Here is a 26215-nt window from a genome sequence, read left to right as displayed (position 1 = left end):
AAAGGGCCCCGTGTGGGGGCCCTCTCCATCCGCAGTTGCCGCGTCGGGCTATTGGCCGGTCTGGTAGAAGGTCTGCAGTCGCGTCACCAGCGCGTTGAAGGCGGCATTGGGCGCACCGCCGTCATCGGCCGAATCGCCCGCATTGGTCGTCAGAATGTACGCCACGCCCGCATCGAGATAGAGCAGGGCGCGAGCCCGGTTCCGACCGTTGGTCCCGTCATGCTGAATCGTCCGCTGGTTGTTCCACGACGTCCAGCCGTAGGCATAGCCCAGGTTGGCGTTGACCGTCGTGGCCCCGGTCGTCAGGAGCCGCGCTTCGCTCTGGCTGAGCAACGACGATTGTCCGACATCCGCGCGCAGCACCTCCCAGATGAATCGCGACCAATCCGGCAGGCTCATGTGGATCTTGCCTGACCCGGCGGCCCAGGAGTTGTCGCACGCCTCGCACGGCGTCCAGCCACCGCCCGCAGGCTCATGGCCGACCGGCTGATCGCTTTGGCCCGCCCCGGTCGTCGGGCCGAAGCCGCCGGTGGTGATCCCGAGCGGCGTCCAGAGCTTGTCGCGCATCGCCTGCTCGTACCCGGTGGCCCAGGCCCGCCCGATGATCTCGGCGAAAATCTGGTACGAGACGTTGCTGTAGTAGTACGTGCCGGGCGTGGCGGCCGGTGCCTGTTGCACGGCCCAGTTGTCGACCGCAACGCGCTGCTGGGCGAGCGTCCCCACCGGGGTGAAATTCGGATTGCCGGTGATGCCGGACTGCATCGTCGCCAGGGTGCGCAGGGTTGCCCCGGCAAACTCCGGGCGCGCAATCGTCGCGAGTTCGGGGTAGCGCTGCACCATCAAGTCGGTCCACGAGACGAGGCCGGCCTTGACCGTCATCGCGGCGAGAAATGACGTCATCGCCTTGGTGTCCGATCCAAGGTGCCACTTGTCGGTGAGCGTCACCGGCGTCACCGTGCCCCAGCGGCGATTCCCCGACACGCCGATGGCGATCGTCTTGCCGGTGCGCGTCACGATGGCGGCCCCCAGCGCCGGCAGCCCGAATTGGGCCCGGTACGTCTCGACGATCGCGGTGAGACTGGCGGGCACCACGGTCAGGAGCGTGGTGCCCGTGAGCGCGCCGCTGGCCGCGGTGATGGTGGTGGTGCCGGGGGAGACCGCGGTGACCAGCCCGGAGGTGGTGTTGACGGTCGCCACGGCCGGATCGGCCGATTGCCAGGTGACCGTTCCGCTGACCGGGTTGCCGAGCTGATCCCGGATGGCCGCGGTCATCGCCTGCGTGGCCCGGGAAATCACGGTCGGCGTGGCGGGGGTGACGACCACGCTGGTCGCCACTGGCACCGCACTCACCGTGATCTGCACCGAGCCACTCTTCCCCTCACTGGTCGCGGTCATCACCGCGGTGCCGGCCGAGACGGCCGTGACCAGCCCGCCGGCCGCGACCGAGGCGACGCCCTCGGCACTGGAGGACCAGGTGATCGACCGGCCCGTCAGCACGGTGCCGTCGGCATCCTTGAGCGTGGCGGTGAGGGTGGTGGTCTGGGGTGGTTGCAGCGACGCATTCGCCGCAGTGACCACCACCGTGGCGACCGCCGCTGGCGGCGGCGGGGGCGGGGGCGGAGGTACAACCGGATCGCTGCCACCACCGCACGCCGCCAAGCTCAGTCCCATCACCAGCCAAAGTCGTCGCATTGGTATCCTCCCTGAGGAAAGCTGCTCTTCAGGGAACGCGACAATGCTGGCCGGCGAGGATCATTCGAGGCGGGGGAAGCCCCCCTACCACGCCTCCCGCGCCGGCTCCCACCGCACCAGATACTGCTCGCCGCTCTCCCCTTCGTGCATCAGCCAGAGGTGGCCCTTGCCGAAGGCGTAGAGGCGGTTCACGACATCCCGCGGCGTGACGAGCCGTCCGCGATACGTGGCGGAAGAGTCGAAGACGTCGATCTCGAGCATGCCGCGCCACCGCGGATCTTCAGGTCGGAGATTGGTGGTATCGGCAATCGGGAAGCCGGCGGTGCGCCGGAGGAAGAGGATCCGACCATCCGGGTCGGAGACCATGTACCAGAACGCCTGCTTCAGATCCGGTATTTCCATCGGCTGCGGCTTCATCCCCGACATCCGGCTGACAACCGCAAATTCGCCCACGATCGATTTCTTCTCCTCCTCGCTGTAGCGCGCGCGGTCCGAGGGGCGGGCGTAGGAGGTCGAGCCGGTCGGGCCATCCATCTGGAAGGCGATCGAGTCGGTGCGACTGCTCACGAAGCGGCCGTCGGGGAGGACGATGATCATCGCCGTCGGACCGAAGGCATCGGCGGATGGGCCATCGCGATACGCTGGCGGCGCGGGGATCGTGTCGACGAGCTGCCCCAGTCGGTCATAGCGGAAATAGGTGATCGCTCGTGCCCTCGCTTCCTGCGGATAGTGCGCCGAGACGCTTGCCACGTACCACCCGCTGTCCGTGGCAGGTGCGACGTCGACGATGGCGGTCGGCCCGGGCCAGCTGCCGGTGAACTTGCCTGCGGAGTCGAAGCGCATGATGCGCTGCTGACCCTGGCTCACGATCAGCAGCGATCCATCGGCGAGCAGCGTCCCCTGGGGAAAATCGTCGTACTCGCCGGGACCCTCGCCGCGGCCGCCGATCACGCGCACGAACCGTCCCTGCGCGTCGTACTGACGGATCAGCTTGCCTTGGGTGTTCGACGCCATATCATAGACGAGGACGCCGCCGTCGCGTCGCGCCAGCAGCCAGAGGACGCGGTCGAACTGATAGTTGGGGTCGCCATCGAGGACGCCGACGCGGAGCGTCTCGCGCATCGGAATCGTGTCACCGGTGCCGGTGACGACGACGGGAGTCGCGGCCGTGGTGCGCGGGTCAGCAGCGCGATCGGCACAGCCGGCGAGGAGCAGCGCAACGAGCAGCAGGATCAGGGGAGAGCGCATGCTGCGGGGCTCACGGGAGGGAGACCCGTTGAAGCTACTGCGACGGGGCGGAGGGTGGGGCGCCAGTGAGGCCGGGGGGTTGGGCCCCCTTACGCCGCCCCATTTTTCGGACGTCGCCGGGCGGGGGCGGCAGTCTGAGTCATGTAGGAACGAAGGACCGCATTCATCCGGGTTTGGTAGCGCGGGCCGAGGCTCCGGAACCAGGCCAGGACGTCCTCGTCGACCCGCAGGGAGATGGCCTGCTTGGCAACCGGCTCGACCACTGCGGCGCCCGCCCAGAAGTCTGCCGGCAATCCGGCGAGTTCTCGTGGGCTGGTGCGGGTGATCTCGGCATCGCGAACCACCCGGAGTCGTGCGAGGTCGGCACGGCCACGCCGGGCAGGCTCAGCGACCTTCGAAGGCTTGGTGGTACGCTTTGCGCTCACGATATTGGCTCCTTCGGGCGGACACGATCCGCCGGATCATGCTCCCGGTGGTAGTGACGCGATCAGTGTAACAGACTGTGAGCTCAACGCCCTGCGCCATGCCGATGGCGAGCATCCGACGCTCTCCGTAATCCTGCCGCGTATCCTCGCGCTCAAGCGTTGGCCCCTCAAAGATCAACGTGGCGAAGGCGAAGTCGAAACCCCGCTCGCGATACGTGCGTTCGCTCTTTGCCTCGTCCCAGATGAACTGCATGCGGCAACATGCGAATGTATATACAATCGGTCAAGGTGGGTAGGGGGCAAACAAATGCGAGACATTCCCCGCCCCCGGGCGTAGCCCGAGCGATGGGAGCTCGTCGAAACAGCCACCCCTTCCCCTCCCGCTATTTCAGCGCGATCCTCCCCCATGCCCTCTCACATCCCGGTTCCCTCGATCCTCCTGCTCGCGGCATGCCTGACCGCCTGCGGCACCGCTTCTCGTGATGCCGCCGGCACGTCGGACAGTGCCGGCGTCACGCTCGTCCGCAATCCTGCGCGAGCAGCCGCCGATTCCGGGCCGTGGACACTGGTCGAGGGGCTGCGCATCGCTGGTGACAGCGGCGCCGAAGAATCGCAACTGGGCCAATTGACCGACCTGGCCCTCGACCCCGCAGGGAACGTCTACACCATCGATGCCGATCGCCGAGTGATCCTGAAGTTCTCGCCTGCGGGCGCGCTGCTCCGCACCTTTGCCGGCCCGGGGGAAGGCCCCGGAGAACTTGGCCCGGGGGTGAAGCACCTGCTCGCGGCCGACAACGGGACGATCGCGGTGGTCGACAACAGCAACCAGCGGCTGCACTTCTACGACAGCAGCGGCACGCACCGGACTGATCAGCCAATGATCCTGCGCGGCGGTGCCCCCGTCACGTGGGGCATCACGCCCGACGGCGTCGTCCTGATGCAACTGAAGCGCGTGGCCCAGGACGGGGACAGCACGTCCACTCCAATCAGTTACATCGTCCGCCTCACGACCCCGCCCGATACCATCCTCGCCATCCACGGGGGCGGCGTCCTCGATACGCGTGGCGGGCTCTCCACCATGAAGATCACGCTGTTCCAGGGCGAGCCGTCGTGGACCACCCTTCCGTCCGGGCGATTCGTGGTCGGCGACCCCGATCGCTTTGCCTATCGGGAATACGGCGACGGTGGCGTGGTCACCCGCGAGGTCTCCCTCGTTGCGCCACGAACTCCGGTCACGAAGGAGGACCAGAGCGCCGCGCGCACCGCGGTTCGCGACTACTTCGAGAAACAGTTCGCCACGAACGGTCCCGCCCCGGCCTCGATGATCGAAACACTCCTCGGCAACATCTCCTTCGCGGAGTTCTACCCGACCTTCATCGCCATGCGGCCGGGACCCCTCGGCACAATCATGGTGCAGCGCTTCCTGACCATCCCGGAGATGCGCGCGAGCGGCACCGCGCTGACGATGGAGGGGTTGCGGGGCAGTTCATCGGTGTGGGAGGTCTTCAGCGAGGCGGGGCAGCACCTCGGTCCGGTGCGCTTCCCGCCGACGTTCCGTCCACTCGCTGTCCGCGGCAACGCCATCTGGGGCATCGAGACCAACGAGATGGGCGTGCAGAGCATCGTGCGGCTGGATGTGAGTGAGCGGGGGTAGGGGCGCGTAAGCTCGCAGAACGGACCAACGCTACTGCCTGCCCCCGCACTCGGCCGGCACCTCCACCCGCGACACCCGGGTCATGCCGTCGTCCGCACTCGTTCGAAACACAACCAGCTCCCCCCGAATGAAGTAGCTGCGCACGACGTCCTCGGTGCGCGCCGCGATGCGCTGGTCGACGCACAGCGGCGTTCCTGTGTGGTCGAGCACGCTCAGCCACACCTCCCGACTGCCGGCGCGCGTCCTTCCCTTGCCGTTGTCCTTCCGAATCAGGTCGACGTGAATGACACCAATGCGACCGTCGGCGAGGAGCCCAAGGCGACTCATCAGCGACGTGTGCGGAATCATCCCGACCACATCCCCATAGTTCTTCCCTCGCTGAATAAGGTCCGGCGGCGAGCCGCGCCGACGAGATACGGGCACTGAGATCATGCGCCCCGGCTCGAGTGACGGACCGAGCATCTGCATGGAATCGACGAGTTGCCAACCGATCAGAAGCGAATCTCCGGTGGGCACAACCGAGACGCTCGCAAACGACCCTGCCACGTAGGGAGAGGCGTGATAGAGCCCCGGCGCCTTGGCGGCCCGACGGATCGGCGCAAGCGTGACGGAATCGACCAGTTCAAGACTGAAGAGGTCCTTGGCATAGATGTCGCCGATCAGGATGCCATCGGCCCGATGGAGGAGCAGCGTGGGAACATTCGGGGCGCTGACCGCCCGTTCGATGCCGACCTGTCCGCGTTTGACCAGGTCCCAGCGAGAGAGTCGTTGCAGATCGATATCGAGCGCGATGATCGTGGTGTCATCGAGCAGGGCGAGCGGACCCAGTCGGCGGAATTCGCCTGGCCCTGCCCCTGGCCTTCCCAGACTGCCGAGTCGATGACCAGTGCTGTCGAAGAGGACAATCTGCTGATTGGTCCCGTCGGCGAGCACCCACCCGTCGCGCCAGCGGAGGAGGGAGGAGAAGTCGCCGAGCGGGGCGTTGGGGACTTCCTCGAGGACGAAGAGTGGCGTCGAGGTGAGGTCGGCGTCTGGGAGTACGGGCGCAATGCGTCTGCCGTCGCTGCAACCGATGACTCCCACGAAGAGCAACGCTGCCGCGCGGCTCGGCCTGAAGAAGCGTCGTCGCGCACTGCCCGTGGACGGGTCCATGCTCGATTCCGCCACCTAGGCCCCGGACTCCACGATCCGGTACAACTGCAGCACCGCACCCCGATCTGACGCCGCTGGCGCATCGCAGAGTAGCGCCAGCCACTCGCCATTGAGGGACCAGCGCCCGGTGAAGGCGGGACAGGCGATGCCGAGGTGCCCGATCTGACCGGTCGGGGTGAAGAGATCGGCGAAGGCGGAGTCGCCCTCCATCCCGACGATCCAGATGCGACCAAGACGATCCTCGCGCAGCGGTGACGAGTGGACAAAGTGCGGCTGCTGCGCAGCACGGAATTTGTCGACATCGGCGGTGATGCGGGCGGGGCTGTGCGCCTTTCCATCAGGGCCACGGTATGCCTCGGCGCGTCGCTGGAACGCGGTGATCATCGTGGGCGTCGCGAATCGGGGCGCGACCTCGCGCGTCAACGCGCGCAAGAAGCGGCCGGTGCCGTCATAGACGCCGATGGCGTAGCCTCTTCCGTCGGCGACGAGCACGCCGCCACGCCAGGCGCCGAGCGTGGCGAGTGGCGACAGGCGCGTGTCGGCCGCTGGCGCAAAGCGTGTCACGACGAAGCTGTCGCTCGGCGAGACGAGCGGCGTGAAGTCCGCATCGCCTGGCATATGCCACCCCGGCAGCATCAGTCCAGTTGCAGTCGGGACCGCCATGAGAAGTCGGGCACCGAAGGCACCGAGAATCGGAATCGGCTGCGAAATGGGCGTGGTCGCGATCACCTTGCCGTTTTGCGGGTCGAAGGTGACGACCCGTGGCAGCCCCATGTCGCTGATGATCAGGCCATCCTCTTCGAAGACCGCTGGGGTCGGGATGCGCAGCTCACCCGGGCCCTCGCCCGAGACGCCTGCCGTGGTGCGCATGGCTCCGGTCGAATCGAAGATGCCGAGCATCCGTTCGCTACCCTGTGCCATCGGGAGCGCGACATCGCCCTTGGGGCCGAGCGCGAAGCGATCGGCGGTGGTGAACGGCGGCGCATCCTCGGCGGGGGTGAACGCGACGGGCACCAGGCGGGGGAGCAGGGCCGAAGTCGCCGGAGGCGGCACGGGGGCGGGAGGTTCGCCGGCGCATGCTGATAGGAGGCCGACGAGTGTGAGCCAAGCACCGGGGCGGAGATGGGGCATCGGGATTCCGTGGCCGGGGGAGCGGCGGACGAGCGGAGTGACGAAGTATAGGAGGTGGCAGGAGCGTGTGAGGCGCCACCCGCCCCACGACCCGGCCCCCCGGAAACAGCCCCTTCCGCCTCGAGAAACACCCCCCGATCAACGAAATGTTGGTGGTGGTGAGTCAAGTGTTGGAGGCAGCACGCCGCAAGATGCTCCCAATGCGGCGTGAGCTGGCGTTGCACGATCGATTGTTGGAGGCTGACAGGTCGAAGTTGCCGTTGGAAATTTCCGGCGGGAGGCTGCAAGCGCCGAGATGCAGGTCAACGACCCGCTGATGGTCCCGGTGAGGTCGATGTTGGTGTTGGTGAGGAGGAAGTCGGTCCTGGTGAGGTCAGAGTTGCTCGTGAGGCGTCGTGAGTTGGTCGTGGTGAACGGATTGTTGGTCGTGAATTCGAAAGCAATGGTCGTGCGATGCGGCGAGATCGGCGTCCGGACCAGGATTCTGGAGGTTTGACGGGGGAAGTTGGAGGGTGCGTAAGTGCCGCGGGGGCGGGAGTTGGGGGCGCCCAGTCCGGCATTTGCTCCTCACGTCACTCACCCCGAGCTGGCGGTCTTGCGCGGCCGCCCACCGAGTGCGCCGTTGGCACGGGAGGCTTGAGCCTTGGCGGTGGTTCGCGCGGCACCGCCGGCCGCGCCGGAGGCACGCAGGAGGAGCCCGCGACCGAGGGCCAGTTGCGCGAGCGCCGAGAGACCCAGGTCCTCGTCCAGGCGATCCCAGCGAAGACTCACCCCGGCGACGCCGACCGTCACATCGGCCAACTCCCGGTCGGTCGCATGTCGGAGTGGTGGCACGAGTTCGATCGGCACTGACAGCACGGTGCCATTCGTGAGCCCGATCCGGAGACACCGCCTGGCGCGGTCGTAGTGTGCCTCTGCGGCGACGGGCTGCCCGGCACGCGCTCGCCGCCGCGCCGCCGGGATCTGCGCGAGGATGTCGGCGTCTGACGCTCGAGCTCTAGCCATGCAGCCTCCTCCACGCCGCGTCGATCAGCGCATGATGGGTTTCGACCAAGCGGAACGCCCGAAGCACATCGACATTCCGCATCCGGTACACCGCCCAAACGGAGGGTGGTGACGTCGCCGTCCCGAGTCGGATGACGACGAGCTCATCGTGACCGCGTTCGACATGGACATGCGGGGGCGGATGCTCGCGCGGCGGTCCATGGACCCGGATGATGAAGCCGGCCGTCTTGAGGACCGTCGGCATAAGGGACGTTAACCCAACGCTTAGGTTTCAACAAGGCGGCCGATCCGCGCCCCCACCGGGACGCCGGCGCCGCCGCGCCGGGTACACCACCCGGGGCTGCATGCCGCCGATGATGGGCGCATCGCCATTGGACGGCGGACCGGAGGACCGCACCTAGGCACCGATTCATGCGTGCCCATTCGGCGCCGGTCCCGAGTCCCGGACGAAGCTCCCGGTGCCGCGGGCAAAGCGCTGCAGCTCGCCGTCCTTGCATCGGAGAGACCGAGGGCGGAGCCGTTGGTGGCGGCCACCCTCGGGCGAGGATCGATCACCGGAGGCTCCGAAATCGCTCTGGTCGTCACTTCACTCGGAGAGTGACCCGCTAGACGAGCTCGAGGTGCAGTGTACGGCCCACCGCGGTAGCCGCCCGGGAGAGCGTCTTGAGCGTGACCGCCTGATTCTTCGGGTCGAGGAGACGGTCGACGGCGATACGGCTGGTCCCCATGCGCTTTGCCATCGCCGTGTTGGACAGCTTCTGTTTGGCCATCTCTGCGGCAATCTGGCGCGCCACCACACGCTTGACCGCGATGGCGGTCGTTTCCTCAAGGATGCCTTCTTCCTGGAGCCAGCTGTCCAAGCTGGATCCGATGTGCTTCTTCTTCATCTATCGACTCCTTTCCGCATTCGACGGTAGGCCAGCGCGATCTCGTGGTCGGGTGTCTTCCTGGACTTCTTGATGAAGCCGTGCAGGAGGATCATCTGATCGCCGATAACACAGAAGATCACGCGGGCGATTCCGTCGGCGATCGTGCTTCGCACTTCCCACAGCCCCCGACCAAGTGAATCGACCAGTGGCTTGCCGAGGGGCCAGGCATACTCGACTTCCTTGATATCGGCCCCGATGGCACGTCGATCCGCGACTGACAACTGCTTCAGCCACTCTCGCACCGGCTCGTTACCGGCAAGCGTCTGATAGAAGTGCGCGTGAATCCGCTTGAGCTCCGGATCCATGTTACGAATGTACCATTTTTGGTACACCTGTCAAGGGAGAGGCACCGGCCTCCGGAAGCTCACGGCCTGATCGTCTGACTCCTCCCCCTCGGCCCCGTCACGCGGGCGAAGCTCCCGGTGTCGCGGGCAGCAAGCTGCAGCCCGCCGTCCTTGTCATGGGAGATGGCGAGGGCGGGAGGACTGGAAGCGTTGGCGCTCAGGCTGGGCGCGCCGTCAGATCGATCCCATCCGCACTGGCGTCCGAGACGATCTGTTCCAGCGTGCTGCGAAGTGCCGCGGCGCGCGAGGCCCCAACACTGGTCGCCAGTTGCTTTTCGAACGCGGCGTGGAAGCGCCGCGCGGTCTGCAGCGCCTTTCGTCCGCGAGCCGTGAGCGCCACCATCCGCACGCGCGCGTCGCCAGGATGGTCGTGTCGCTCGACGTATCCCTTCGCCTCCATGTCGGCCACGATCTTGAGGGCGCCCTGCGAAGTCATCTGCAGGTGGGTCGCGAGCGAACTGAGACTCGCCGGCCCCTCATCGAGCAGCCGAAAGACGTAACCGAACGAACGGCCGAGATCGTGAAAGCCGGCTTTGGCCATCGCCGCATGCAGCCGCGCGACGAAGGCGCCGTAGGCCAGGTTGAGGAGCACGCCAAGGTCGGTGTCGGACGACGGAGTTGCCATAAGCTTCACCTAGGTTTATAATCTGTGGTGAACAATAACCCTGAGGAGGAGTTTATGCCACTGCTGCACCCTGCCGACCACCCGTCCTTCAAGTTTTCCGGCACCAGCTTCACCGGGCTGGCGGCGCCGAGCCGCGGCGCGTCGGAGACGGCCGCCTGGCGCGTGCGGGTGGAACCCGGGACTCCCGAGACGCCCCACCGCATCACGCGCGAGGAGATCATCATCGCCCTCGCCGGGCGCGCCCGAGCGACCGTGGACGGACAGCTCCACGAACTCGAGACCGGCGGCACCCTGATCGTCCCAGCGTCCAGCACCCTCGCGCTCGGCAATCCCTACGACGCCGCATTCGAGGCGATCGCGATCTACCCCGTCGGTGGCGAGGTCGTCGTGGGAAGCGCGGCGCCATTCACACCGCCGTGGGCGCTCTGACGCGCAACGGGTCCCTCCGGTGGTCCGCTCGTGGCACTGGAGGGACTGTCTGGTCGTCCTGCGTCGAACGCATGTGACGCGCCGGCCACGCGTTACGCTCACGGCCTGATCGTCTGGCTCCTCCCACTCGGTCCCGTCAGGCAACGAGCTTCTGAGAGGGCAAGCCTTCGACGCCGCGTCCCGATGGGCCGCTCCGCTCAGGACTTCACGCGCTGTCCCGTGATCGGCTGAGGCCCCGTCCGCGGCAACTCGTCGTCGTTCGTCGGCACCCGCTCCATGGTGCCGCCGAGCGAATCGCCGCTCACCCGCAACACGAGGGTCACGAGCAGCGCCGTGGGGTTGAGCTCCTGGCCATTCAGCAGCGTCCGCGTTTCCGTCTTGGCGGTGAACGTCACCGCCCCGCTCGCGGGCGGTCGGACGGCAAGGCGGAGCGGCGGCTTCGGCGTATTCCCCTCGATCGGCTGCGTGGCGAGGGTGGCGATCAGCGAGTCCTCCTTCGCCACGATCGTCAGTGTCCCCTCGGCGTAGATCGCGGTGGCTCCCTCGCTCGTGATGCGAGTGCCTGCCGGTGCGTTGACACGCCAGGTGCCGATGAGCGGATTCCCTTGGGCGACCATCGTGCCGGGGAGTACCAACGCCGGAAGGAGGATGAGAGCAAACCGCATGTCGAGGAGTCCTTGCGAGCGGACGTCGCGTGAGAGGAAGTCTGCGAATACCCAAGCAGTTGAGATGCGCGATTCCCCGAAAGCGATCCGGCGTTGTGGGCGGGTTTACGAAGCTCTGACGTCCGTGCTTGGTCGACCCGCCACTCCCGCCGGGGCGATTGATCCACAGATAGATTGAAGGATACCCCGCCACATGCCTCCCACCCTGGACGGACCCCCGCAACGCAGGTAGCGCAAATGCCACGTAACCCCGTGGAGCAACGCCGAAGCCGAGCGATTCTGCACCGCGCCGTTTCCACGCCGTGGGGCCGCGCGCACTGCGTTGGGGTCGTCATCGCGGCCCTCTCTGCCGGCGGCGCTGTGCGAGCCGCACACGCGCAGTCTCTGCCCGTGGTCGACCGCCACGGCAACTTCCGCCGCATTGACGATGCGCCGATCGGCCGGCAGCGGATTCAGCAGCTCTGCGGTGTCCCTGGCCTCGCGACGACGACCCAGCTGGCGGCGCTTGAGCGACGCCGCGCGGACTCTGCCGCCGCTCTGAAGAGTTCCGAGGCATGGTATCGGTTGGCTTGTGCCCGGGGGCTGCTCTTTGCTCGTGGCGCGCGGGCCCGAGATGGGCTCCTGATGCCGATCGGCACGTCATGGGCACGGGGAATCCTCGCGGCACTGGAGCAGGCGATGACACTGCGCGGCAAGGACGACCGTGCTGCACGCTTGCTTGGGATGCTTGCGCTTGAAACCCTACCCGCGGACGGCGAGCGCGAGAAGGTCAGTCCAGATGCCGTCATGCGCCCCGAGACATTCGCGGCCCCGATTGCGGTTGGCGTCCGGGATTCGGTCACCGACCCCTACTTCCTGCGGGGCTGCGTCGCGGTGAGCTTGCACCTCGCCGATCGATCGACGGCAGAGAAGTGTGGCTATCGGGCGCTCAAGGTGGGGCATGACTCCACTTGGCACTTCCTCCGGCTGGCGTGGATCGCATTCCGCGCAAAGCAGCTGCCGCTTGGCGAGAATCTCTTCGAGTTGGCGGTGACGACTGCCCACGATTCCGCGACGCGGGCAGAATTGGGGTGGCACCTTTTCGGCAGGAATGTCGGCAAGTGGAATCAGGTGCAGTACATGCATTCATGGCAGCGGATGACACCAGCGGAGGTGACAGCGCTCTTCACCCTGCCGGATTCTTCGCTCCTGGGATGGGTCCGCCAACGCAACCGGGAACTTGATGCGATCACGGGCAACTATGGTGACCGGGTCGCGCGTCATTTTCTTACCTTGGTCCCCTCGACAAGTGCCTTCAACACCTGTCTCCCCGTCGCCAATGGCCGCACCTGCTATTTCTATGGGCAGCTGCGTTTCGATCTCCAAGCACTTCCCGCCGACGCGGCGTTGTTCCGAATCGTCGACCCCCGTTCCCATGCCTCTCTCCTTCTCGTGCCCATCACTGCGAAACCCGGAAAGGCAAGCACGGTCGACGCCCTCCCCGCGATGACCGCTGAAGTGAGCATCTGGAGCGCGGCGACCAACACGTGGTCGAGTCGCATGGACACCGTGAAGGATCGCAGTCCCGTGAGCGCGGTGGTCGCAGTTGCCGACCCGGGTGGCCCTCTCGCGTGGCGAGTGAATGCAGTGGGACGTGACGACCACTTCGCGACCCTGCGTGGGGACTCACCGCCCCTCTCCACTCCCTTCGGAATGTCCGATCCCGTGCTCGGCGTTGAGGGTAGTGATCTGTCGTGGGCGCTTGGTAGCCGAACTGTGTGGCTTTCCTCCTCGCTTCGCTTCGACCGCAAGGTGCCGATCGAGCTCTACCTGCAAATGTGGCGCGACAGCACGGTACGTGAGGTCCGGATCGAGCTCGAAATGCGTGATGCCGAGGCCGAAGAGGCGCCTCCGATGCTTCAGGTCAAGTTCAGCCAATCGCTGGATACAGCCTTCTCGGAACTCACGCGGACGCTGGATTTCTCTCGCCTCGGCAAGGGGAAGTACCGGCTGACGCTCCGCGTGACCAAGCCCGACGGAGTGGAGCTGGTTGAACGCCATGTCTTGATTGACCTTTTCTGAGAGCGTTCACAATGAAGTGGTCTCCCGCGATTCCATTCGTTGCCGTCGTCAGTGCGTTGCCACTCCGGGCACAACAATCGTACTCGGCCAGCACAGCGACGGTCATCGCGGCGAAACGTGAAGTCGTGATCGACGGATCGTCCACTCTCCTGGATGCAGTCACCTGGATCAGTGCCGGGCCGAAGGGCGCGCTTGTGGTCGCATCGGGTGCGGAAAGGGCCTTGCGATTCATCGATGCGGCCGGTGGCCGGGTGACCACGGTCGGCCGAAGCGGGGAGGGTCCAGGGGAGTTTCGAACCCTCGGGCCGCATGGCTGGATTGGCGACACACTGTGGGTACTCGATCCAGCGCTGCGGCGAATCTCCTCGTTCACCTCGAACGGAAAGTTCCTGGGTACCCAGAAGGCGCCGTTCCCCCTCCTCCCGCCGCCGGGCACTCCGGACCCATCACTCTTTGTATTGCCTGAACTCCTCGGCCGCAGCCCGGACGGCGAGTCGTTCGTGCGCGTCTCGATCCGACGCGGGGCGTCGATTCCGCAGTGGGCAGGGACCGTCCCCGTCGGAGGGCGTCCAATTCTTCGAGTGGGGGCAGATGGTCAGGTGAAGCGGATGATCGGCTGGAGTGCGCCTGACCACTGCGTGGCAACAGCAACGACCGCCGGCGGGGAATTCCAGGTTTCCCAACCATTCTGCATGACCGAGCGACCGATCATCCAGGAGGACGGGCATGCGCCGGTCCTTGCCCGAGGTATGGCCGAAGGTGCCGGGCAGTGCGCAGTGCAATTGACCGCGTTGGAGGCTGAAACCGGTCGGGGAAGCGTGCGGCGGGTCACCATGCCTGCAATCCCTATTCCCGCGAGAGTCGCCGACAGCGCGCGCGCTGCGTATCTCGGCCGCGCACCAACGCCCCAGATCGCCGATGCCATGCGAAAGATTCTGGAGGTTCCCAAGGTCTTTCCCTGTGTTCGGACCGTCATCATCGGGATCACCGGCGACCTGTGGCTTCAGCCTTGGGGTGAGGACGCGACCAGTCGGTGGCTCCTCGTCTCGAGCGGGAGGCCCGGGATCCGCGCAGTATCACTACCTCGTGGATTCAGGGGGATATCGGCGAACGAGAGCGGGATCGTTGGCGTCGAAGCAGATGCGGACGGGAGTGAGAGCGTGATCCGGTACCGAGTGCCCTGACCATTGTGACTCGCCGGGTGTGTACGAGCGTTGACGCGACGGGAACGGGACCCTTCCCGCCTTTGCCGTCACCCCGGCGGCCACGCCAGCCCGAACTGCTTGCAGACCGCCTGCCAGGTAGTCACGCCGAGGTCGCGCTTCGCGAAGAGCGCCTTCTCCGCGGCGGTGCGGTGCGGCAGGCTTGAGGCGAGTACGCTTTTCGACGTCTGCTCATCGGACATCCCGCGCCATGCTGCTGGCACCTCGACAGCATCCGCACCGCCATTCCCCTCCACGATCAGCAGACCGAAGACCTGCTTCTTCGGCCACTGCTCCATCGCGGCATCCATGTGCCGGATCAGTTGGCTCCGCCCCTGCATCCAGGTGGTCTTGGAGGTCGTGGTGGCCTCGGTGCGCTTGCCCTCGATGACGATCACGGCGTTGGGCATCTCGAGGGTGGCATCGGGGCAGGACGGCCCTTCGAGCACCCACCACTTGCGGCCGAGGTGTCCGGCGTCGATGTGCGCGATCGCCTCATGCAGCACGGCGGCATCGCGCCGGGCCAACGCTTCGCGCTTCGTGCGCGTTTCTCCCTTCGCACCGCTCGCGTTCACCTGCTCGGGTGTCACGATCTGCACGAGATGCTTGAGCAGCGCCTTCGGTGCCGGCAGTGCGCATTCGTCCTTCCCCCAGGTCGCTGCGTGCCGCGGCGTCAGCCGGTGGGGCCCTTCCGGCGCGGGAACCTGATCCGCGCGAGATCCGAGACCGATCACGGCCGGGAGCCAACTCGCGCCGGACGGGTCCGCAGCGAAGAGCTTCTTGAACACCGGGACGACCCGGGTCTTGGACGAGTTGAGTTCACCCATGGGGCGCCTCCTGGGGTTGCTGGGAGCCTGGCCGACCATGGCACTCGATGGGCCCGACCGCCCATCGCTGGGCGTCGTGATAGCCCGATTCACCATCGTCCAAACTACCACCACCCCAGACGATCGACCGCCCCTCCCTGCCACCCCTCACCGCCCGTGCGGCACCACGCGCAGCCGCACGGCCCGCACATGAGGTTCCGGCTCCTGGAACGGGATCAGGATGGTGTCGCCGTGACCGGCACGGATCCGTCCCGGGTGACCCCACTCGGCGGGTAGGGTGCCCCGGGCTCGCATGGTGCCGTCGCGGTCAAAGAGGGCAATGCCCCATGACTGCTTCACATCGCGCGCGGTGGGGGAGGCGAACGAGGTCACGAGATAGACAATGAAGACTCGATTCCCGACGACCCCGCCCCCGACCACGCCCGCCGGTGTGTAGAGCAACGGCGGACCTCGGCCCTCGTCGCGTGCCACGAAATCGGCCTCGGGAAAGAGCTCCAGGCCACGGCGTGCGCTGACTCGATGCTGGGCATCGATGACGGCCCAGGTCCCGGGAGCGCCGCTGAAGTAGAGGAGCTCGTTGCCGACACCGCGGGCGAGGAAGCCCGGCGATCCGCCACGTGCGAAGGCGCGGTCGCGCGGGGTTGGCGTCAGATAGGGCCGGGGTGCGGCGCCGTTCGTGGGGACGAACTCGAGCGCGGTCGGGGTGGTGCGGCCGAACTCTCGCAGCAGGTCGAAGCCGGTGGTGCCGAGGACGATCCCGAACGCGGCGTATCCACCGAGCGGCTGCGTGGTGATGACGGCGTCCTTCGCGTCGAAGAGCGTCACGCGTCGGAGGCCGTCATCGAGGACTGCCAATCGGCCATCGGCGGCGACATCGAAGGCGAACGCCATCTTGAATTCGCCCGGCCCCTGTCCGGACCGTCCGATCACGCGCTCGGGTGTGCCGGCGGCGGAGTAGACGTAGATGGACTGCGTCAGCTGGTCGAGCACGTATACCCGCCCGCCGGGGCCGGGGGCCGCAACGGCGGCGAGGCCGATCAGAGGCGCGTCGCCGCTCTTGCCGAGGGCGGTGGTACGCCGGCGCGGCGCTTCGGGGCCGTAGGAGGTGAGCCGTTCGAAGACGAGGCTGTCGACGGGGCGTGGCGTGCTCTGGGCGCTGATCGGTGTGGCGCCGAGGAGGAGTACTGAAAGAAGACTGAGCGTGGACCGAAGCAATCGGGTGACTCCCGAATCAGGTCGAGCACATTCCAGGCGCGCTACTTCGCCCGCAATCGCATGATCGTCGGGCTCGGCACGTTGAAGACAACGAGAAAGCTACCGTCGGGCATGGAGGCAAAGCCGTTGATCCGCCGTGGCAGAAGATAGGAGCCGAGATATTGACCGTCGGTCAGCCGATATTGATCGAGCCAGCGGCGCGCCTCGGGGGACGCGCCCTCGTGCAGCACCGTCACCACGCCGGCGGCGATGCTCACGGCCTGGCCGGCCAGTGTTCCACCCATGATCAGTCGGGTGTCGCCCTTTTCCTGGATTCCGGGCATCAACTGGTGCTCGACATAGCGCCCCGTATACGTCGCGCCGGGCTGTCCAGGAAAGCCGAACCATCCGTCGCCGTACGCCATCACCATCACCGCCGCACCACTGGAAGGGTCTGAGGCGATGAATCCGCTGCGGACCAGCGGGTGCAGCGCATCAAACCCCGACCAGGGGAGGGGAAGTTCGGCAGCACTCTGCCCATCGGCCGGGATCGTGACGAGCGGTGTGCCGATCCGGTTCGGGGCGAGGCCCAGGAGCTGTCCGTCGTGCATCGGCCTGACCTGCTCGGCCGATTCCTTCAATAGGACGGCATCACGCATGGTCCCCTGTCGAGTGACGAAAGTGACGCGCTGGGCGGCGACGTCGAAGACGAGGATCTCGCCGGCCTGCGTGAAGGCGAGGGACCGCGCCTGCCGGAACTCGCCCGGACCAGCGCCCTTCCGACCGAAGCGCCACAGCGGCTTGAGGTCGGGGGTGAAGGCCAGCGCCTCCTGGGTGATGTTGTCCCAGACGACGACCATGGAGGAGTCTGCGGCAGCCAGCCAGAGTTCGCCAAGTGAGCTGTCCGCAGCGCCGCCACCAATGGCGAGCGTGTCCCAGCTTGAGGAGAGAAGTTTCCGCTGCTCGGTCGACGCAGGTTCGTCCGACCACGGCCCGCGCTGCGGGGTGAGCTCAGCACCACAGGCGACGAGCGCGAGCACTATTGCGGAGAGGGACCAGCGAGCGTCCTGGATCATTGGGATTCCGGCTCAATGAGGTGGAGCAAGCGAGCAACTTGCATCGAATCAGTGGCATGCCATGGAAGGACCAGCCTCGCTCGGCCGGCCGGCTCGACAACAACTGCGACGAGTGACGTTGAGTAGCCGAGTTGCCTCAACGCGTCTCCGATTTCCCCGCCGCTCCATCCTGCACAGGGATATGTACACCGCCCGCGTTGAGAACTTGTCGCCGAATTGCGGTGTCCGGTGGAGCGCCCAAGAGGATTCCTCTTACATCGGCTAACTGTCGATGGTGGATGTCATTCCAGACCGCCATCTGCTTCTGCATCGCAATTTGGCAGTCTGCGGCTTGAAACACCACATATACCGTCGCCCTTTTGTCCGCCGGGCCAGCGTCGCTTCCCCCCGTGAATGCCGTGGCGATTGAGGTCTTTGGGCGACGTTGCGAACTCAGCATCGCGATATTTGCGAGCAGGAGCGCGGTAGCAAGGGCGAGTATGGCACGCCACATGATGGACCTTAGCCTTGCTGGAGTATACTGGAAGAACTGTGAGGGGGGTGGTTGCGATGCCGGCGCCCGCTCAGTTCAGGGGGATGTAACGAGCTCGTAGGACCTCTAGGTGGGAGGTCTTGGAGAAGGGCTCAGTTGCCCGTTCGATTATAGATATCTTCCCAGACGTCACACGCGCCGTACCAAGTGCGCTCGGTGCACTTCTGACCGCACTTGTTCTGCACACCGGTGCCACACTGCACGTTCCCCGGAGGAGCTTCCTCTTCGGCCGCAAACGCCGGCCGCACGGTTGAGATGCCGGAGAGGGCGATCGCAGCAAGCGCGAGGCAGCTGATCATCAGCTTGTCAAAACGGTTCATGGGAGTACTCCTGGAGATTGGTTCGTGACGAGAACGGGATTCGGGGGCCGGCATCGCGTGACCCGGGGGCTGGGGCTTGAAATGCACCCTCATCTTCGAGAGACAGTCAGGCCGTGCCCAGACCCTCAGATCGAACCAATCTGCGAAGCGCATCCTCTGACCACAACCACGCTCAAACCACGTCCCGCTCCGCCCCTCCATTCACCCCGGTCACATACACGCGCCAATTCGGCTTCGCACGCGAATCGATCCCGAAGTACCGCTTGATCGCCTTCACATGATCCTCGACCGTGCGCACGCTAAACCCGAGCGTCTTCGCGATCTGCTTCTGCGTGAACCCCTCGGCCAGCAACTCCAGCACACGTCGCGCCGACCGCGACAGGCAGCCACGGGCGGGGCCGCGCGAGGACGGAGGCTCCCTCAGCACCTTGCCGCTGATGTACTGCTCACCGCGCGAAGCCATCTCGATTGCCAGGATCATCTCCGTGAATGGGTCGCCCTTGACGGCAAACCCGGTGGCGCCCGCCTGGAGGGACGCCTCGCAGAGGCTCCACTCGTCGTAGGCGGTAAGGATCACGATTCGGCAAGTCGATTGAAGCTGTTGCCAGTACCGCATCCGCGGCAGGCACGCGCCCTCGTCGCGCCAGGCGAGGTCGATCAGCGCGACATCGATCGGGCCGCGGGCAAGGGCCGCATCGACCTCTGCCAGCGTCGAGGCGCCCTCGACGATCTCGTACTTCGACGCCAAATCCCGCTCCAGAAGGTCGCGGAAGAGCGGGGAATCATCGGCCACCAGAACACGCGTGCGGCTGCTCATACGGGCTCGTCGGGTGAAGGGTCAGGGGGATCCCTTCAACCATACCACGAGCCGGCGACAAACGGCGCACCACCACCGCCACCCCTTCCCCCCACGCCCTTCCCCTGCGATCCTCCTCCATGCCCCTGCCCACCCCCGCCGAGGTCGCCCCCGCCCTCCGCACCCTCGCCGAGCGCTGGGCCACCTCCACCCTCGGCGAGCGCCAGGCCTTCCAGTCCTGGTTCCGCGACTTCTGCGACGCCCTCGGCGTCGACCAGCCCGCGCCGCACGAGCAGGGGACCTACTGCTTCGAACAGCCGGTCAAGGTGATCACTGCCGACGGCAACCTCGCCACCAACTTCATCGACTGCTGGAAGGCCGGGCACTTCGCCGTCGAGGCGAAGGCGACCGGCGGCGGCGAGGGTCCGAAGGACGTCCCACTCCGGAAGGCGTTCAAGCAGCTGACGCAGTACGTCGCCGCGGAACCCGGTACCATCCCGCCGTATCTGATGGTCGTCGATGTCCCCCGCGAGCTGATCATCTGGGAGGGATGGCGCGGCGGCTTCGGCGGCTTCGCGGCCGGTCGACGGATCCTCCTCGACCAGCTCCCCGATCGGCCGGACGACATTGCCCTGCTCCAGGACATCTGGACCCAGCCGAAGGTTCGCGACCCCCGGGGGAAGGCGCAGCAGGTGACCCGCGACACTGCCGGCAAGCTGGCCGAACTCGCCGCCGCCTTCGAGGACCGCGGCCACGACCCCGAACGGGTCGCGCGCTTCCTGATGCGCTGCGTCTTCTGCTTTTTCGCCGAGGATGTCGGGCTCCTCCCGAAGAAGCTCTTCGAGCGCACCCTGCAGACCGCGCGCGAGACGGGCGACTCCGCCCATGTGGCCGAGACGATCACCGCGCTCTGGCGGGTGATGGACGCCGGCGGGATGTTCGGCGCCGACCGGATCCAGCAGTTCAACGGGCACTTCTTCCGCACCCTCGAATCGCTCCCGCTCGAACCGGCCGACGTGCAGCTGCTGGTCGAGGCCGCCGGCTTTGAGTGGAGCGGCGTCGAACCGTCGATCTTCGGCACCCTCCTCGTCCGCGCGCTCGAACCCGCCGAACGCCACAAGCTCGGCGCCGAGTACACGCCGCGCGAGTACATCGAGCGCCTGGTCGAGCCGACGGTCGTCGAGCCGCTCCGCGAACGGTGGAGCGCGGTGCAGGCGCGCGTCACGCAACTCGAGGCATCAGGCAAGAAGAAGGACCTCCAAGAAGCCGAGCAGGAGGTGCGCGCGTATCATGCGTGGCTCCGCTCCCTCCGCTTCCTCGACCCGGCCTGCGGCAGCGGCAACTTCCTCTACGTGACGATGGCGGCGGTCAAGCGGATCGAGCTCGAGGTGCTGCGCGAGCTGGCTCGGCTCCATGGGGGGCAGGAGGGGTTGGTCCTCGACGAGGTGCATCCGCGGCAGTTCCACGGGATCGAGGTCAACTGGTGGGCGCGGGAGATCGCCGAGCTGACGCTCTGGATCGGGTATCACCAGTTCTGGCGCGAGGCGCACGGGGGGCGGACGCCGCCGGTGCCGATCCTCGAGGACACCGGGACGATCGAGTGTCGCGACGCGATCCTGGCGTGGGACGCCACGGTGCATCGGCCGGAGAAGGACCGGCCGGACCCGACGCCGCGGCTGGTCCACCCGGTCACGGGCGAGCTGGTCCCGGACCCGGCGGCGAAGCTCCCATACTTAGAGTATGTGGGGGCGCGGCAGGCGGAGTGGCCGGAAGCGGATTTCATCGTGGGGAATCCGCCGTATTTGGGGCAGGCACGGCAGCGGCAAGCGTTGGGGGACGGCTACGTTGAGGCGCTCCGCGCTTGTTACCCGAACCTGCCCAATACAGCGGACCTCGTCACCTATTGGTGGTATCGGGCTGCTGAATCCGTCGCCGACTCAACCTGTTTTCGCGCTGGCCTGATCACGACGAAGTCGATCACCCAGGGCCAGAATCGTAGTGTCATTTCCGCGGCTGCGGTTAGCGGAGCATCAACGGTATGGGCCATCCCCAACCATCCGTGGGTCGATGAGGCAGACGGTGCGGCAGTACGGGTTGCGATGTCCGTCATCGCCCGTCCGGCAGGTCTTGCCACCCTCATCCTGGTTGATCAGGATGGCCAGCCGATCTGCACAGTCCGCGCACCTTCGTTGAACTCCGATTTCTCGGCTGGCACAGATGTCGCGACCGGTTCCGAAACTGAGCTACTTGCTAACGCGGGTATCTCGTCGAACGGCTTTGACCCCAATGGACTCGGATTCATTCTCGAACCCGAGGAAGCGGGATCGGTTCTCACGTCCAGCCCTAACCAGGCCGACGTGATACGACCTTACCTCAACGGCCGTGACCTCGCGCAACGGCCGCGCGGCTCATTCATCATCGACTTTGGGCTAATGGATGAGGCGGAAGCACGGGCATATCCTGTCGCCTTCGATCTAATCCGAACCCGCGTCAAGCCCCAGCGAGATTCGAATGCACGATTGAGCTATCGGAAGTACTGGTGGCGATTTGCGGAGCCGCGTCCATCTCTCCGAGATGCGCTTTTCTCTATTCCGAGATATGTAGCCACGGTGAAGACCTCGCGCCACAGGTTCTTCACGTTCCTCGATACCACCGTGGCCCCGGACAGCAAGCTCATTTGCTTCGCCTTAAGCTCGCCGTGGATCCTAGGCGTGCTTTCGAGCGGGCTTCACACCGCATGGGCATTGGCCTCAGGCGGCAGATTGGGCGTCGGCAACGACCCAACGTATGCGAAGGGTCCATCTTTCGACGCGTTCCCCTTTCCCGATGCCACTTCGGAGCTCAGTGATCGGATTGGCGCACTCGCCGAGAAGCTCGATCAGCATCGCAAGGACGCGATCGCACGTGACGAGCGGGTGACGATGACGGGGATGTACAACGTGGTCGAGAAGCTCCGCTCGGGCGAGGCGCTGACGCCGAAGGAGCGGGCGATTCACGAAGTCGCGGCATGCGGCATCCTGCGGGACATGCACGACGAGCTCGACGCGCTGGTCGCCGAGGCGTATGGCTGGCCCTGGCCGATGGAGAAGGAGGAGGTCCTCGAGCGGTTGGTGGCGTTACACGACGAGCGCGTGGCCGAGGAGCAGCGCGGGGTGATCCGCTGGCTGAGGCCGGAGTATCAGATCCCGCGGTTCGCGCCGGACCATGTGGCGGAGCTGGAGCTGCCGGCATCGGAGCTGGTCGCGGAGGTTGCCCCGGTGGCATTGGTGCCGTGGCCCGCGACGGCAGTGGAGCAGCTGGCGGCGCTGCAGGCGCTGGTGGGGCGGGCCCCGCTGACCGAGGCGGAGGCTGCGGCGGCGTTTGCGGGTGCGGACCGGCCGCTGGTGGGGCGGCACCTGGAGACGCTGTCGATGCTGGGGGAGGTCAGGGAGGTGGCGGGGAGGTTTGGGGGGTAGGGGATCCGAGCGGTTCGTCCAGCGTGTCGTATCGCCGTTTCAAGATGACCAGCGGTTACGAAGTGGCTACGGATGGACCACGCTATGGTTCTTGAAAGAGGAAACTCCGTCCCCAGGCCACCAGCATGGGCAATCGGGGTTGCTTGCCCCCTAGCAACGGCCTTCGAGAGACGACGATATACCGTAGATTGATTGAGTGAACGCTCGAACCGGCGATCACGAACTTATCGCCAGGCACATCCACCCATTCGAATCCGTCACCACGTCCTCGGCCCCGACGAGCACCTTCCAGCACCAACTGCTCCAGATCGCCGTCCTTGCCAATCTCCACATGCGTGATCCAGCCTTGATAGAGTGAGCTGTACCCGGTTTGGAGGACACCTCATCTAGGTGTTCTTATTCAAACCGGAGGTAGGGATGACAGCCAGACGGCGGTTCAGTCGAGAGTATAAGCTCGAGGCGGTACGGTTGGTGACCGAGCGTGGGGTCAGCATGGCCCAGGGCGCCCGCGATCTCGGGCTCCACCTGAATACCCTGCGCAAATGGGTCCGCGAGCACGAGGCCGATCCGCGGCACGCCTTCCCGGGCGAGGGCCAGCAAAAGCCGGAGGCCGCCGAGCTGACCCGGCTCCGCCGCGAGGTGGCCAAGCTGCGCATGGAGCGCGACATCCTAAAAAAAGCCGCGGCGTACTTTGCCAAGGAGTCGATGTGAAGTTCGGCTTCGTGGTAAAGCACCGAGCGACGTGGCCGGTCCCGGTCCTCTGCGACACGCTCGGTGTGTCGCGCAGTGGCTTCTACGCGTGGCTGGGGCGGGCGCCGAGTGTGCGGGCCCAGCGCCATGCGCGGGTGGCCCCCGCCGTCCAGCAGAGCTTCGTCGCGAGCGATCGGACCTACGGCGCACGGCGCGTGTGGCGCGATGTGCTCGAGGCGGGCCATCCCGTGGGGCGACGCCAGGTCGAGCGCCTCATGCGGGCCCAGGCGCTGCGCGCTCGCCCGCGACGTCGTGGCCTGCCGCCCGATCGCGGCGCGCGGCCCAGTGTCGCGCCAGCGGCCAATGTCCTGGATCGGCAGTTTGTGGCGACGGCGCCGAATCAGAAGTGGGTCGCCGACTTCACGTATCTCTGGACGGCCGAGGGGTGGCTCTACGTCGCGGTCGTGATGGATCTCTTCTCGCGCCGCATCGTCGGCTGGGCCATGCAGTCGGAGATGACCACGCAGCTGGTCACCGATGCGCTGCTGACCGCCATCTGGCGCCGCGGTCGCAGTGAGGCGATTCTCCATCACTCGGATCGAGGCAGCCAGTATACGGCGGACACCTTCCAACGGCTGCTGCGCGAGCTGGGCGTGACGTGCAGCATGAGTCGCTCGGGGAATGTCTGGGACAACTCGGCGATGGAAAGCTTCTTCTCGTCGCTGAAGACGGAGCGGACGGCCCGCAAATTCTATCGCACGCGCAACGCGGCCCGGGCGGATGTCTTCGATTACATCGAGCGCTTCTACAATCCGACGCGGCGCCACTCGACACTCGGGTACATGAGTCCGATCAGGTATGAAGAACAGTCTCAAGTAGCTTAGGCAAGCGTCCACCGAATCGGGTACAGCTCAGACTGAGCTTTCCCGTGGTGTCAAAGACCGTGACGCGCGATTGCTTCTGGTCGAGCACGAAGAGTTCGCCCGCATCGGAGAGCGTCAGACTGGTCGGAGCGACCCACTCGCCCGGGCCTTCTCCCTCACCGTGCCCAATGACGCGCTTCACATTTCCCTTGGCGTCGAACGCCACCACCTTGAATCCACCCCGGTCGAGCACGTACAGGCTCCCATCCGCACCCTCGGCGAGATCGACGACCTGGCTCAGCATGCCGCCATCGAGACGGCGCTGTGCCGGCGTGGCACGACCATCCGGACCGGCGGGGTCCTCCCACCCGAAGCGTTGAATCGGGACGAGGCGGGTGCTGACCTGCGCGGTCACTGCCTGCGGTGCCATCAGCGCGAGGCAGGCGCCCAGTGTCAGTGAGAAGCGTGGCATTCCTGCGTTCATGGTCGATCCTCGTGCGGTGCGTGCTGTTCCAGGGAGTGCGATGCTGCGCCTGCGTCAGGCGCGACTGTGGGAAGGGCTACCGCCCAAGGGTGCTCGCGGCGACGGTGGCGAGGCCTCAGCGCGACGGCGCACGGACAATGCGGTGGATCGCCAGCATCACGACTCCATCGGCATCAGCGGATCTGAGCACGACACGGTCGTCGCCAAACGCGACCGGGATCGCTCGCCCAGGTCCGTGGAGGCGACCAATGATTGCGCCGTCACGGCGGAGGGCGGTTGCCGTCCACCCCGTGTCGGATGGCACGATCGGGTCCAGGAGCCAAAGCGTTCGGTTGGGTGCGACCAACACGCCGGCCCAGGCGGCGAGCGAATCCGCAATTGGCGCGACCCGGAACAGCCGCTCCGCTTCGATGGGGTCGCGCGTCCCTTCCCCACGGGAAAGGGATTGGCGGAGGCGATCCACTTCCTCCTTGATTCGAGCGTTCCGCATCGCGGGCGTGACGGCTCGCCGAGGGGCGGTGATCCGTATTCGTGAGACAACCCGCCCTTCGCCATTTCGGAGGTCGATCTGGTAGGCCTCACCAGTGGCCGTCGCGATCAACGTATCCCACACGACCACGTGGGCTGTTGCACCGTACCGGACATAGTCCGCCATCACTCCCGGACGGCCATTGAAATTGGTCTGCACCGTCTTGAGCTGGACATCCGGAACTGTCGCAATGACCGGCGCCGGACCCCGCAGCGGAACGACGACGATTGAGGCCCCAGTGCGGAAGGCGCCACTCGGTGGATGCGTTGACGGAGTCCATATTCCGGCCGAAGTCATGACCACACGTCCGCGCGGCAATACTCCGGCCGGTCTCTGGACCAGTGCCGGGAGGCGACCCTGCAATGACTCCGTCCGTACGACACCCTTCGACGGCAGGAGCCAACTCATCCTGACATTGGAGTAGTCCGTCACGAGCAAGGTGTCCGCAGCCAACGCCAGCAACTCACGCGCGCCTGCGAACTCCCCCGGGCCCTGGCCCCGGCGCCCGACGATCCGTCTGGCAGTTCCATCGGGGTTGAACACGACGAGGTGTTGGGCGCTGGTCCAGGCCGCGATCCCGCCATCGGCCTGCAGCACGACGCTCGTCACGCCAGTCAGGTCGTAGGCCGGGTCTCCGTCGGTTCCGCCAAACACAGCTTCTGGTGCAGTGGCAATGGTGAATTGCGCGGCGCGGGCGAAGGCAGCACGATCGTGCGTGAGCACGGTGACTCCCGCCTCCAGCCGCTTCACCGGCACGACAACCGTCGAAGGTCCAGGACGCTGTGCGGCGAGCCCGAGGAGCGGTGCTCCTGCCATGAAGGCGGCGATACCCAGTGTGCACAGCCGCGTCACGCCCCGACTGCGGCAGACGCGTGCTTGGGGCGGTG

General features: G+C 66.3%; 24 protein-coding genes. 5 read left to right on the top strand and 19 right to left on the bottom strand.

What is annotated here, in order from left to right:
• Positions 1-48: 48 nt before the first annotated feature.
• The 4 genes from IPP98_05625 to IPP98_05610 form a co-directional block, all read right to left on the bottom strand.
• Complete coding sequence (locus IPP98_05625) at positions 49-1692, bottom strand: serine hydrolase (GenBank protein ID MBL0178594.1); 1644 nt, start codon at positions 1690-1692, stop codon at positions 49-51.
• An 84-nt stretch (positions 1693-1776) separates the two neighbouring features.
• Positions 1777-2940, bottom strand: coding sequence for a 6-bladed beta-propeller (locus IPP98_05620; GenBank protein ID MBL0178593.1), 1164 nt, complete (start codon positions 2938-2940; stop codon positions 1777-1779).
• An 89-nt stretch (positions 2941-3029) separates the two neighbouring features.
• Positions 3030-3365, bottom strand: coding sequence for a BrnA antitoxin family protein (locus tag IPP98_05615; protein MBL0178592.1), 336 nt, complete (start codon positions 3363-3365; stop codon positions 3030-3032).
• Positions 3325-3618, bottom strand: a complete 294-nt coding sequence (locus tag IPP98_05610) for a BrnT family toxin (GenBank protein MBL0178591.1) — start codon at positions 3616-3618, stop codon at positions 3325-3327. Before IPP98_05610 ends, IPP98_05615 begins: the two co-directional genes overlap by 41 nt.
• Positions 3619-3771: 153 nt before the next feature.
• Between IPP98_05610 and IPP98_05605 the strand changes: the two genes are divergently transcribed.
• Complete coding sequence (locus tag IPP98_05605; protein ID MBL0178590.1) at positions 3772-5019, top strand: hypothetical protein; 1248 nt, start codon at positions 3772-3774, stop codon at positions 5017-5019.
• 30 nt (positions 5020-5049) lie between these two features.
• On the opposite strand, the gene IPP98_05600 is transcribed toward IPP98_05605, so the two are convergent.
• The 7 genes from IPP98_05600 to IPP98_05570 all read right to left on the bottom strand — a co-directional run bounded on the left by IPP98_05600 (position 5050) and on the right by IPP98_05570 (position 10205).
• Positions 5050-6171 (bottom strand): hypothetical protein, encoded by a 1122-nt coding sequence (locus IPP98_05600; GenBank protein ID MBL0178589.1) that lies wholly within the window; start codon positions 6169-6171, stop codon positions 5050-5052.
• A 15-nt stretch (positions 6172-6186) separates the two neighbouring features.
• Positions 6187-7224: a hypothetical protein gene (locus tag IPP98_05595; protein ID MBL0178588.1), complete on the bottom strand. Its 1038-nt coding sequence runs from the start codon at positions 7222-7224 to the stop codon at positions 6187-6189.
• Between the two features lie 654 nt (positions 7225-7878).
• Entirely contained in the window at positions 7879-8307 is a 429-nt protein-coding gene (locus IPP98_05590; protein MBL0178587.1) for a DUF2442 domain-containing protein, read from the bottom strand.
• Entirely contained in the window at positions 8300-8551 is a 252-nt protein-coding gene (locus IPP98_05585) for a DUF4160 domain-containing protein (GenBank protein MBL0178586.1), read from the bottom strand. Before IPP98_05585 ends, IPP98_05590 begins: the two co-directional genes overlap by 8 nt.
• Before the next feature lie 361 nt (positions 8552-8912).
• The gene (locus IPP98_05580; protein ID MBL0178585.1) at positions 8913-9194 is read right to left on the bottom strand and encodes an XRE family transcriptional regulator; all 282 of its coding nucleotides are present in this window, start codon (positions 9192-9194) and stop codon (positions 8913-8915) included.
• Positions 9191-9541 (bottom strand): type II toxin-antitoxin system RelE/ParE family toxin, encoded by a 351-nt coding sequence (locus tag IPP98_05575; protein MBL0178584.1) that lies wholly within the window; start codon positions 9539-9541, stop codon positions 9191-9193. Before IPP98_05575 ends, IPP98_05580 begins: the two co-directional genes overlap by 4 nt.
• A gap of 196 nt (positions 9542-9737) precedes the next feature.
• Positions 9738-10205 (bottom strand): MarR family transcriptional regulator, encoded by a 468-nt coding sequence (locus IPP98_05570; GenBank protein ID MBL0178583.1) that lies wholly within the window; start codon positions 10203-10205, stop codon positions 9738-9740.
• Positions 10206-10259: 54 nt separating this feature from the next.
• Between IPP98_05570 and IPP98_05565 the strand changes: the two genes are divergently transcribed.
• Positions 10260-10634 (top strand): cupin domain-containing protein, encoded by a 375-nt coding sequence (locus IPP98_05565; GenBank protein ID MBL0178582.1) that lies wholly within the window; start codon positions 10260-10262, stop codon positions 10632-10634.
• Between the two features lie 197 nt (positions 10635-10831).
• On the opposite strand, the gene IPP98_05560 is transcribed toward IPP98_05565, so the two are convergent.
• Positions 10832-11299, bottom strand: a complete 468-nt coding sequence (locus IPP98_05560; GenBank protein MBL0178581.1) for a hypothetical protein — start codon at positions 11297-11299, stop codon at positions 10832-10834.
• Positions 11300-11923: 624 nt separating this feature from the next.
• Between IPP98_05560 and IPP98_05555 the strand changes: the two genes are divergently transcribed.
• A complete protein-coding gene (locus IPP98_05555) occupies positions 11924-13360 on the top strand; it encodes a hypothetical protein (GenBank protein MBL0178580.1) in 1437 nt (478 codons plus the stop codon).
• Between the two features lie 1252 nt (positions 13361-14612).
• On the opposite strand, the gene IPP98_05550 is transcribed toward IPP98_05555, so the two are convergent.
• From IPP98_05550 to IPP98_05530, 5 genes are all read right to left on the bottom strand, one after another.
• Positions 14613-15389 (bottom strand): hypothetical protein, encoded by a 777-nt coding sequence (locus tag IPP98_05550; protein MBL0178579.1) that lies wholly within the window; start codon positions 15387-15389, stop codon positions 14613-14615.
• 147 nt (positions 15390-15536) lie between these two features.
• Positions 15537-16604, bottom strand: coding sequence for a 6-bladed beta-propeller (locus IPP98_05545; GenBank protein MBL0178578.1), 1068 nt, complete (start codon positions 16602-16604; stop codon positions 15537-15539).
• Between the two features lie 41 nt (positions 16605-16645).
• Positions 16646-17659, bottom strand: a complete 1014-nt coding sequence (locus tag IPP98_05540) for a hypothetical protein (protein ID MBL0178577.1) — start codon at positions 17657-17659, stop codon at positions 16646-16648.
• Positions 17660-18283: 624 nt separating this feature from the next.
• The gene (locus tag IPP98_05535) at positions 18284-18511 is read right to left on the bottom strand and encodes a hypothetical protein (GenBank protein MBL0178576.1); all 228 of its coding nucleotides are present in this window, start codon (positions 18509-18511) and stop codon (positions 18284-18286) included.
• 172 nt (positions 18512-18683) lie between these two features.
• Positions 18684-19328, bottom strand: a complete 645-nt coding sequence (locus tag IPP98_05530) for a response regulator transcription factor (GenBank protein MBL0178575.1) — start codon at positions 19326-19328, stop codon at positions 18684-18686.
• Between the two features lie 119 nt (positions 19329-19447).
• On the opposite strand from IPP98_05530, the gene IPP98_05525 reads away from it, so the two are divergent.
• Both IPP98_05525 and IPP98_05520 read left to right on the top strand, forming a co-directional pair.
• Positions 19448-22762 carry a class I SAM-dependent DNA methyltransferase gene (locus tag IPP98_05525; GenBank protein MBL0178574.1) on the top strand — a complete coding sequence of 1105 codons (3315 nt, stop codon included), beginning with the start codon at positions 19448-19450 and terminating at the stop codon, positions 22760-22762.
• 417 nt (positions 22763-23179) lie between these two features.
• A protein-coding gene (locus tag IPP98_05520; protein ID MBL0178573.1) for an IS3 family transposase occupies positions 23180-24336 on the top strand; the annotation gives its coding sequence in 2 pieces (ribosomal slippage) (positions 23180-23432 and positions 23432-24336; 1158 coding nt in all).
• Here IPP98_05520 and IPP98_05515 read toward each other — a convergent pair.
• Complete coding sequence (locus IPP98_05515) at positions 24305-24787, bottom strand: 6-bladed beta-propeller (protein ID MBL0178572.1); 483 nt, start codon at positions 24785-24787, stop codon at positions 24305-24307. The two genes, IPP98_05520 and IPP98_05515, sit on opposite strands and share 32 nt — an antisense overlap.
• A 127-nt stretch (positions 24788-24914) precedes the next feature.
• Complete coding sequence (locus IPP98_05510) at positions 24915-26180, bottom strand: hypothetical protein (protein MBL0178571.1); 1266 nt, start codon at positions 26178-26180, stop codon at positions 24915-24917.
• Positions 26181-26215: the final 35 nt, after the last annotated feature.

The organism is Gemmatimonadota bacterium (genome assembly GCA_016720805.1).
In the GTDB taxonomy this organism is placed as follows: domain Bacteria; phylum Gemmatimonadota; class Gemmatimonadetes; order Gemmatimonadales; family GWC2-71-9; genus Palsa-1233.
The sequence above is the reverse complement of the archived record's forward strand: the minus strand, read 5'-3'. Positions and strand labels throughout refer to the sequence as shown.

Bases quoted from the DNA above. Each gene is read 5' to 3' on its own strand.
- IPP98_05625 (MBL0178594.1), bottom strand. From the start codon at position 1,692: ATGCGACGACTTTGGCTGGTGATGGGACTGAGCTTGGCGGCGTGCGGT.
- IPP98_05620 (MBL0178593.1), bottom strand. From the start codon at position 2,940: ATGCGCTCTCCCCTGATCCTGCTGCTCGTTGCGCTGCTCCTCGCCGGC.
- IPP98_05610 (MBL0178591.1), bottom strand. From the start codon at position 3,618: ATGCAGTTCATCTGGGACGAGGCAAAGAGCGAACGCACGTATCGCGAG.
- IPP98_05605 (MBL0178590.1), top strand. From the start codon at position 3,772: ATGCCCTCTCACATCCCGGTTCCCTCGATCCTCCTGCTCGCGGCATGC.
- IPP98_05600 (MBL0178589.1), bottom strand. From the start codon at position 6,171: ATGGACCCGTCCACGGGCAGTGCGCGACGACGCTTCTTCAGGCCGAGC.
- IPP98_05590 (MBL0178587.1), bottom strand. From the start codon at position 8,307: ATGGCTAGAGCTCGAGCGTCAGACGCCGACATCCTCGCGCAGATCCCG.
- IPP98_05585 (MBL0178586.1), bottom strand. From the start codon at position 8,551: ATGCCGACGGTCCTCAAGACGGCCGGCTTCATCATCCGGGTCCATGGA.
- IPP98_05580 (MBL0178585.1), bottom strand. From the start codon at position 9,194: ATGAAGAAGAAGCACATCGGATCCAGCTTGGACAGCTGGCTCCAGGAA.
- IPP98_05575 (MBL0178584.1), bottom strand. From the start codon at position 9,541: ATGGATCCGGAGCTCAAGCGGATTCACGCGCACTTCTATCAGACGCTT.
- IPP98_05570 (MBL0178583.1), bottom strand. From the start codon at position 10,205: ATGGCAACTCCGTCGTCCGACACCGACCTTGGCGTGCTCCTCAACCTG.
- IPP98_05565 (MBL0178582.1), top strand. From the start codon at position 10,260: ATGCCACTGCTGCACCCTGCCGACCACCCGTCCTTCAAGTTTTCCGGC.
- IPP98_05560 (MBL0178581.1), bottom strand. From the start codon at position 11,299: ATGCGGTTTGCTCTCATCCTCCTTCCGGCGTTGGTACTCCCCGGCACG.
- IPP98_05555 (MBL0178580.1), top strand. From the start codon at position 11,924: ATGCCGATCGGCACGTCATGGGCACGGGGAATCCTCGCGGCACTGGAG.
- IPP98_05550 (MBL0178579.1), bottom strand. From the start codon at position 15,389: ATGGGTGAACTCAACTCGTCCAAGACCCGGGTCGTCCCGGTGTTCAAG.
- IPP98_05540 (MBL0178577.1), bottom strand. From the start codon at position 17,659: ATGATCCAGGACGCTCGCTGGTCCCTCTCCGCAATAGTGCTCGCGCTC.
- IPP98_05535 (MBL0178576.1), bottom strand. From the start codon at position 18,511: ATGAACCGTTTTGACAAGCTGATGATCAGCTGCCTCGCGCTTGCTGCG.
- IPP98_05530 (MBL0178575.1), bottom strand. From the start codon at position 19,328: ATGAGCAGCCGCACGCGTGTTCTGGTGGCCGATGATTCCCCGCTCTTC.
- IPP98_05525 (MBL0178574.1), top strand. From the start codon at position 19,448: ATGCCCCTGCCCACCCCCGCCGAGGTCGCCCCCGCCCTCCGCACCCTC.
- IPP98_05515 (MBL0178572.1), bottom strand. From the start codon at position 24,787: ATGCCACGCTTCTCACTGACACTGGGCGCCTGCCTCGCGCTGATGGCA.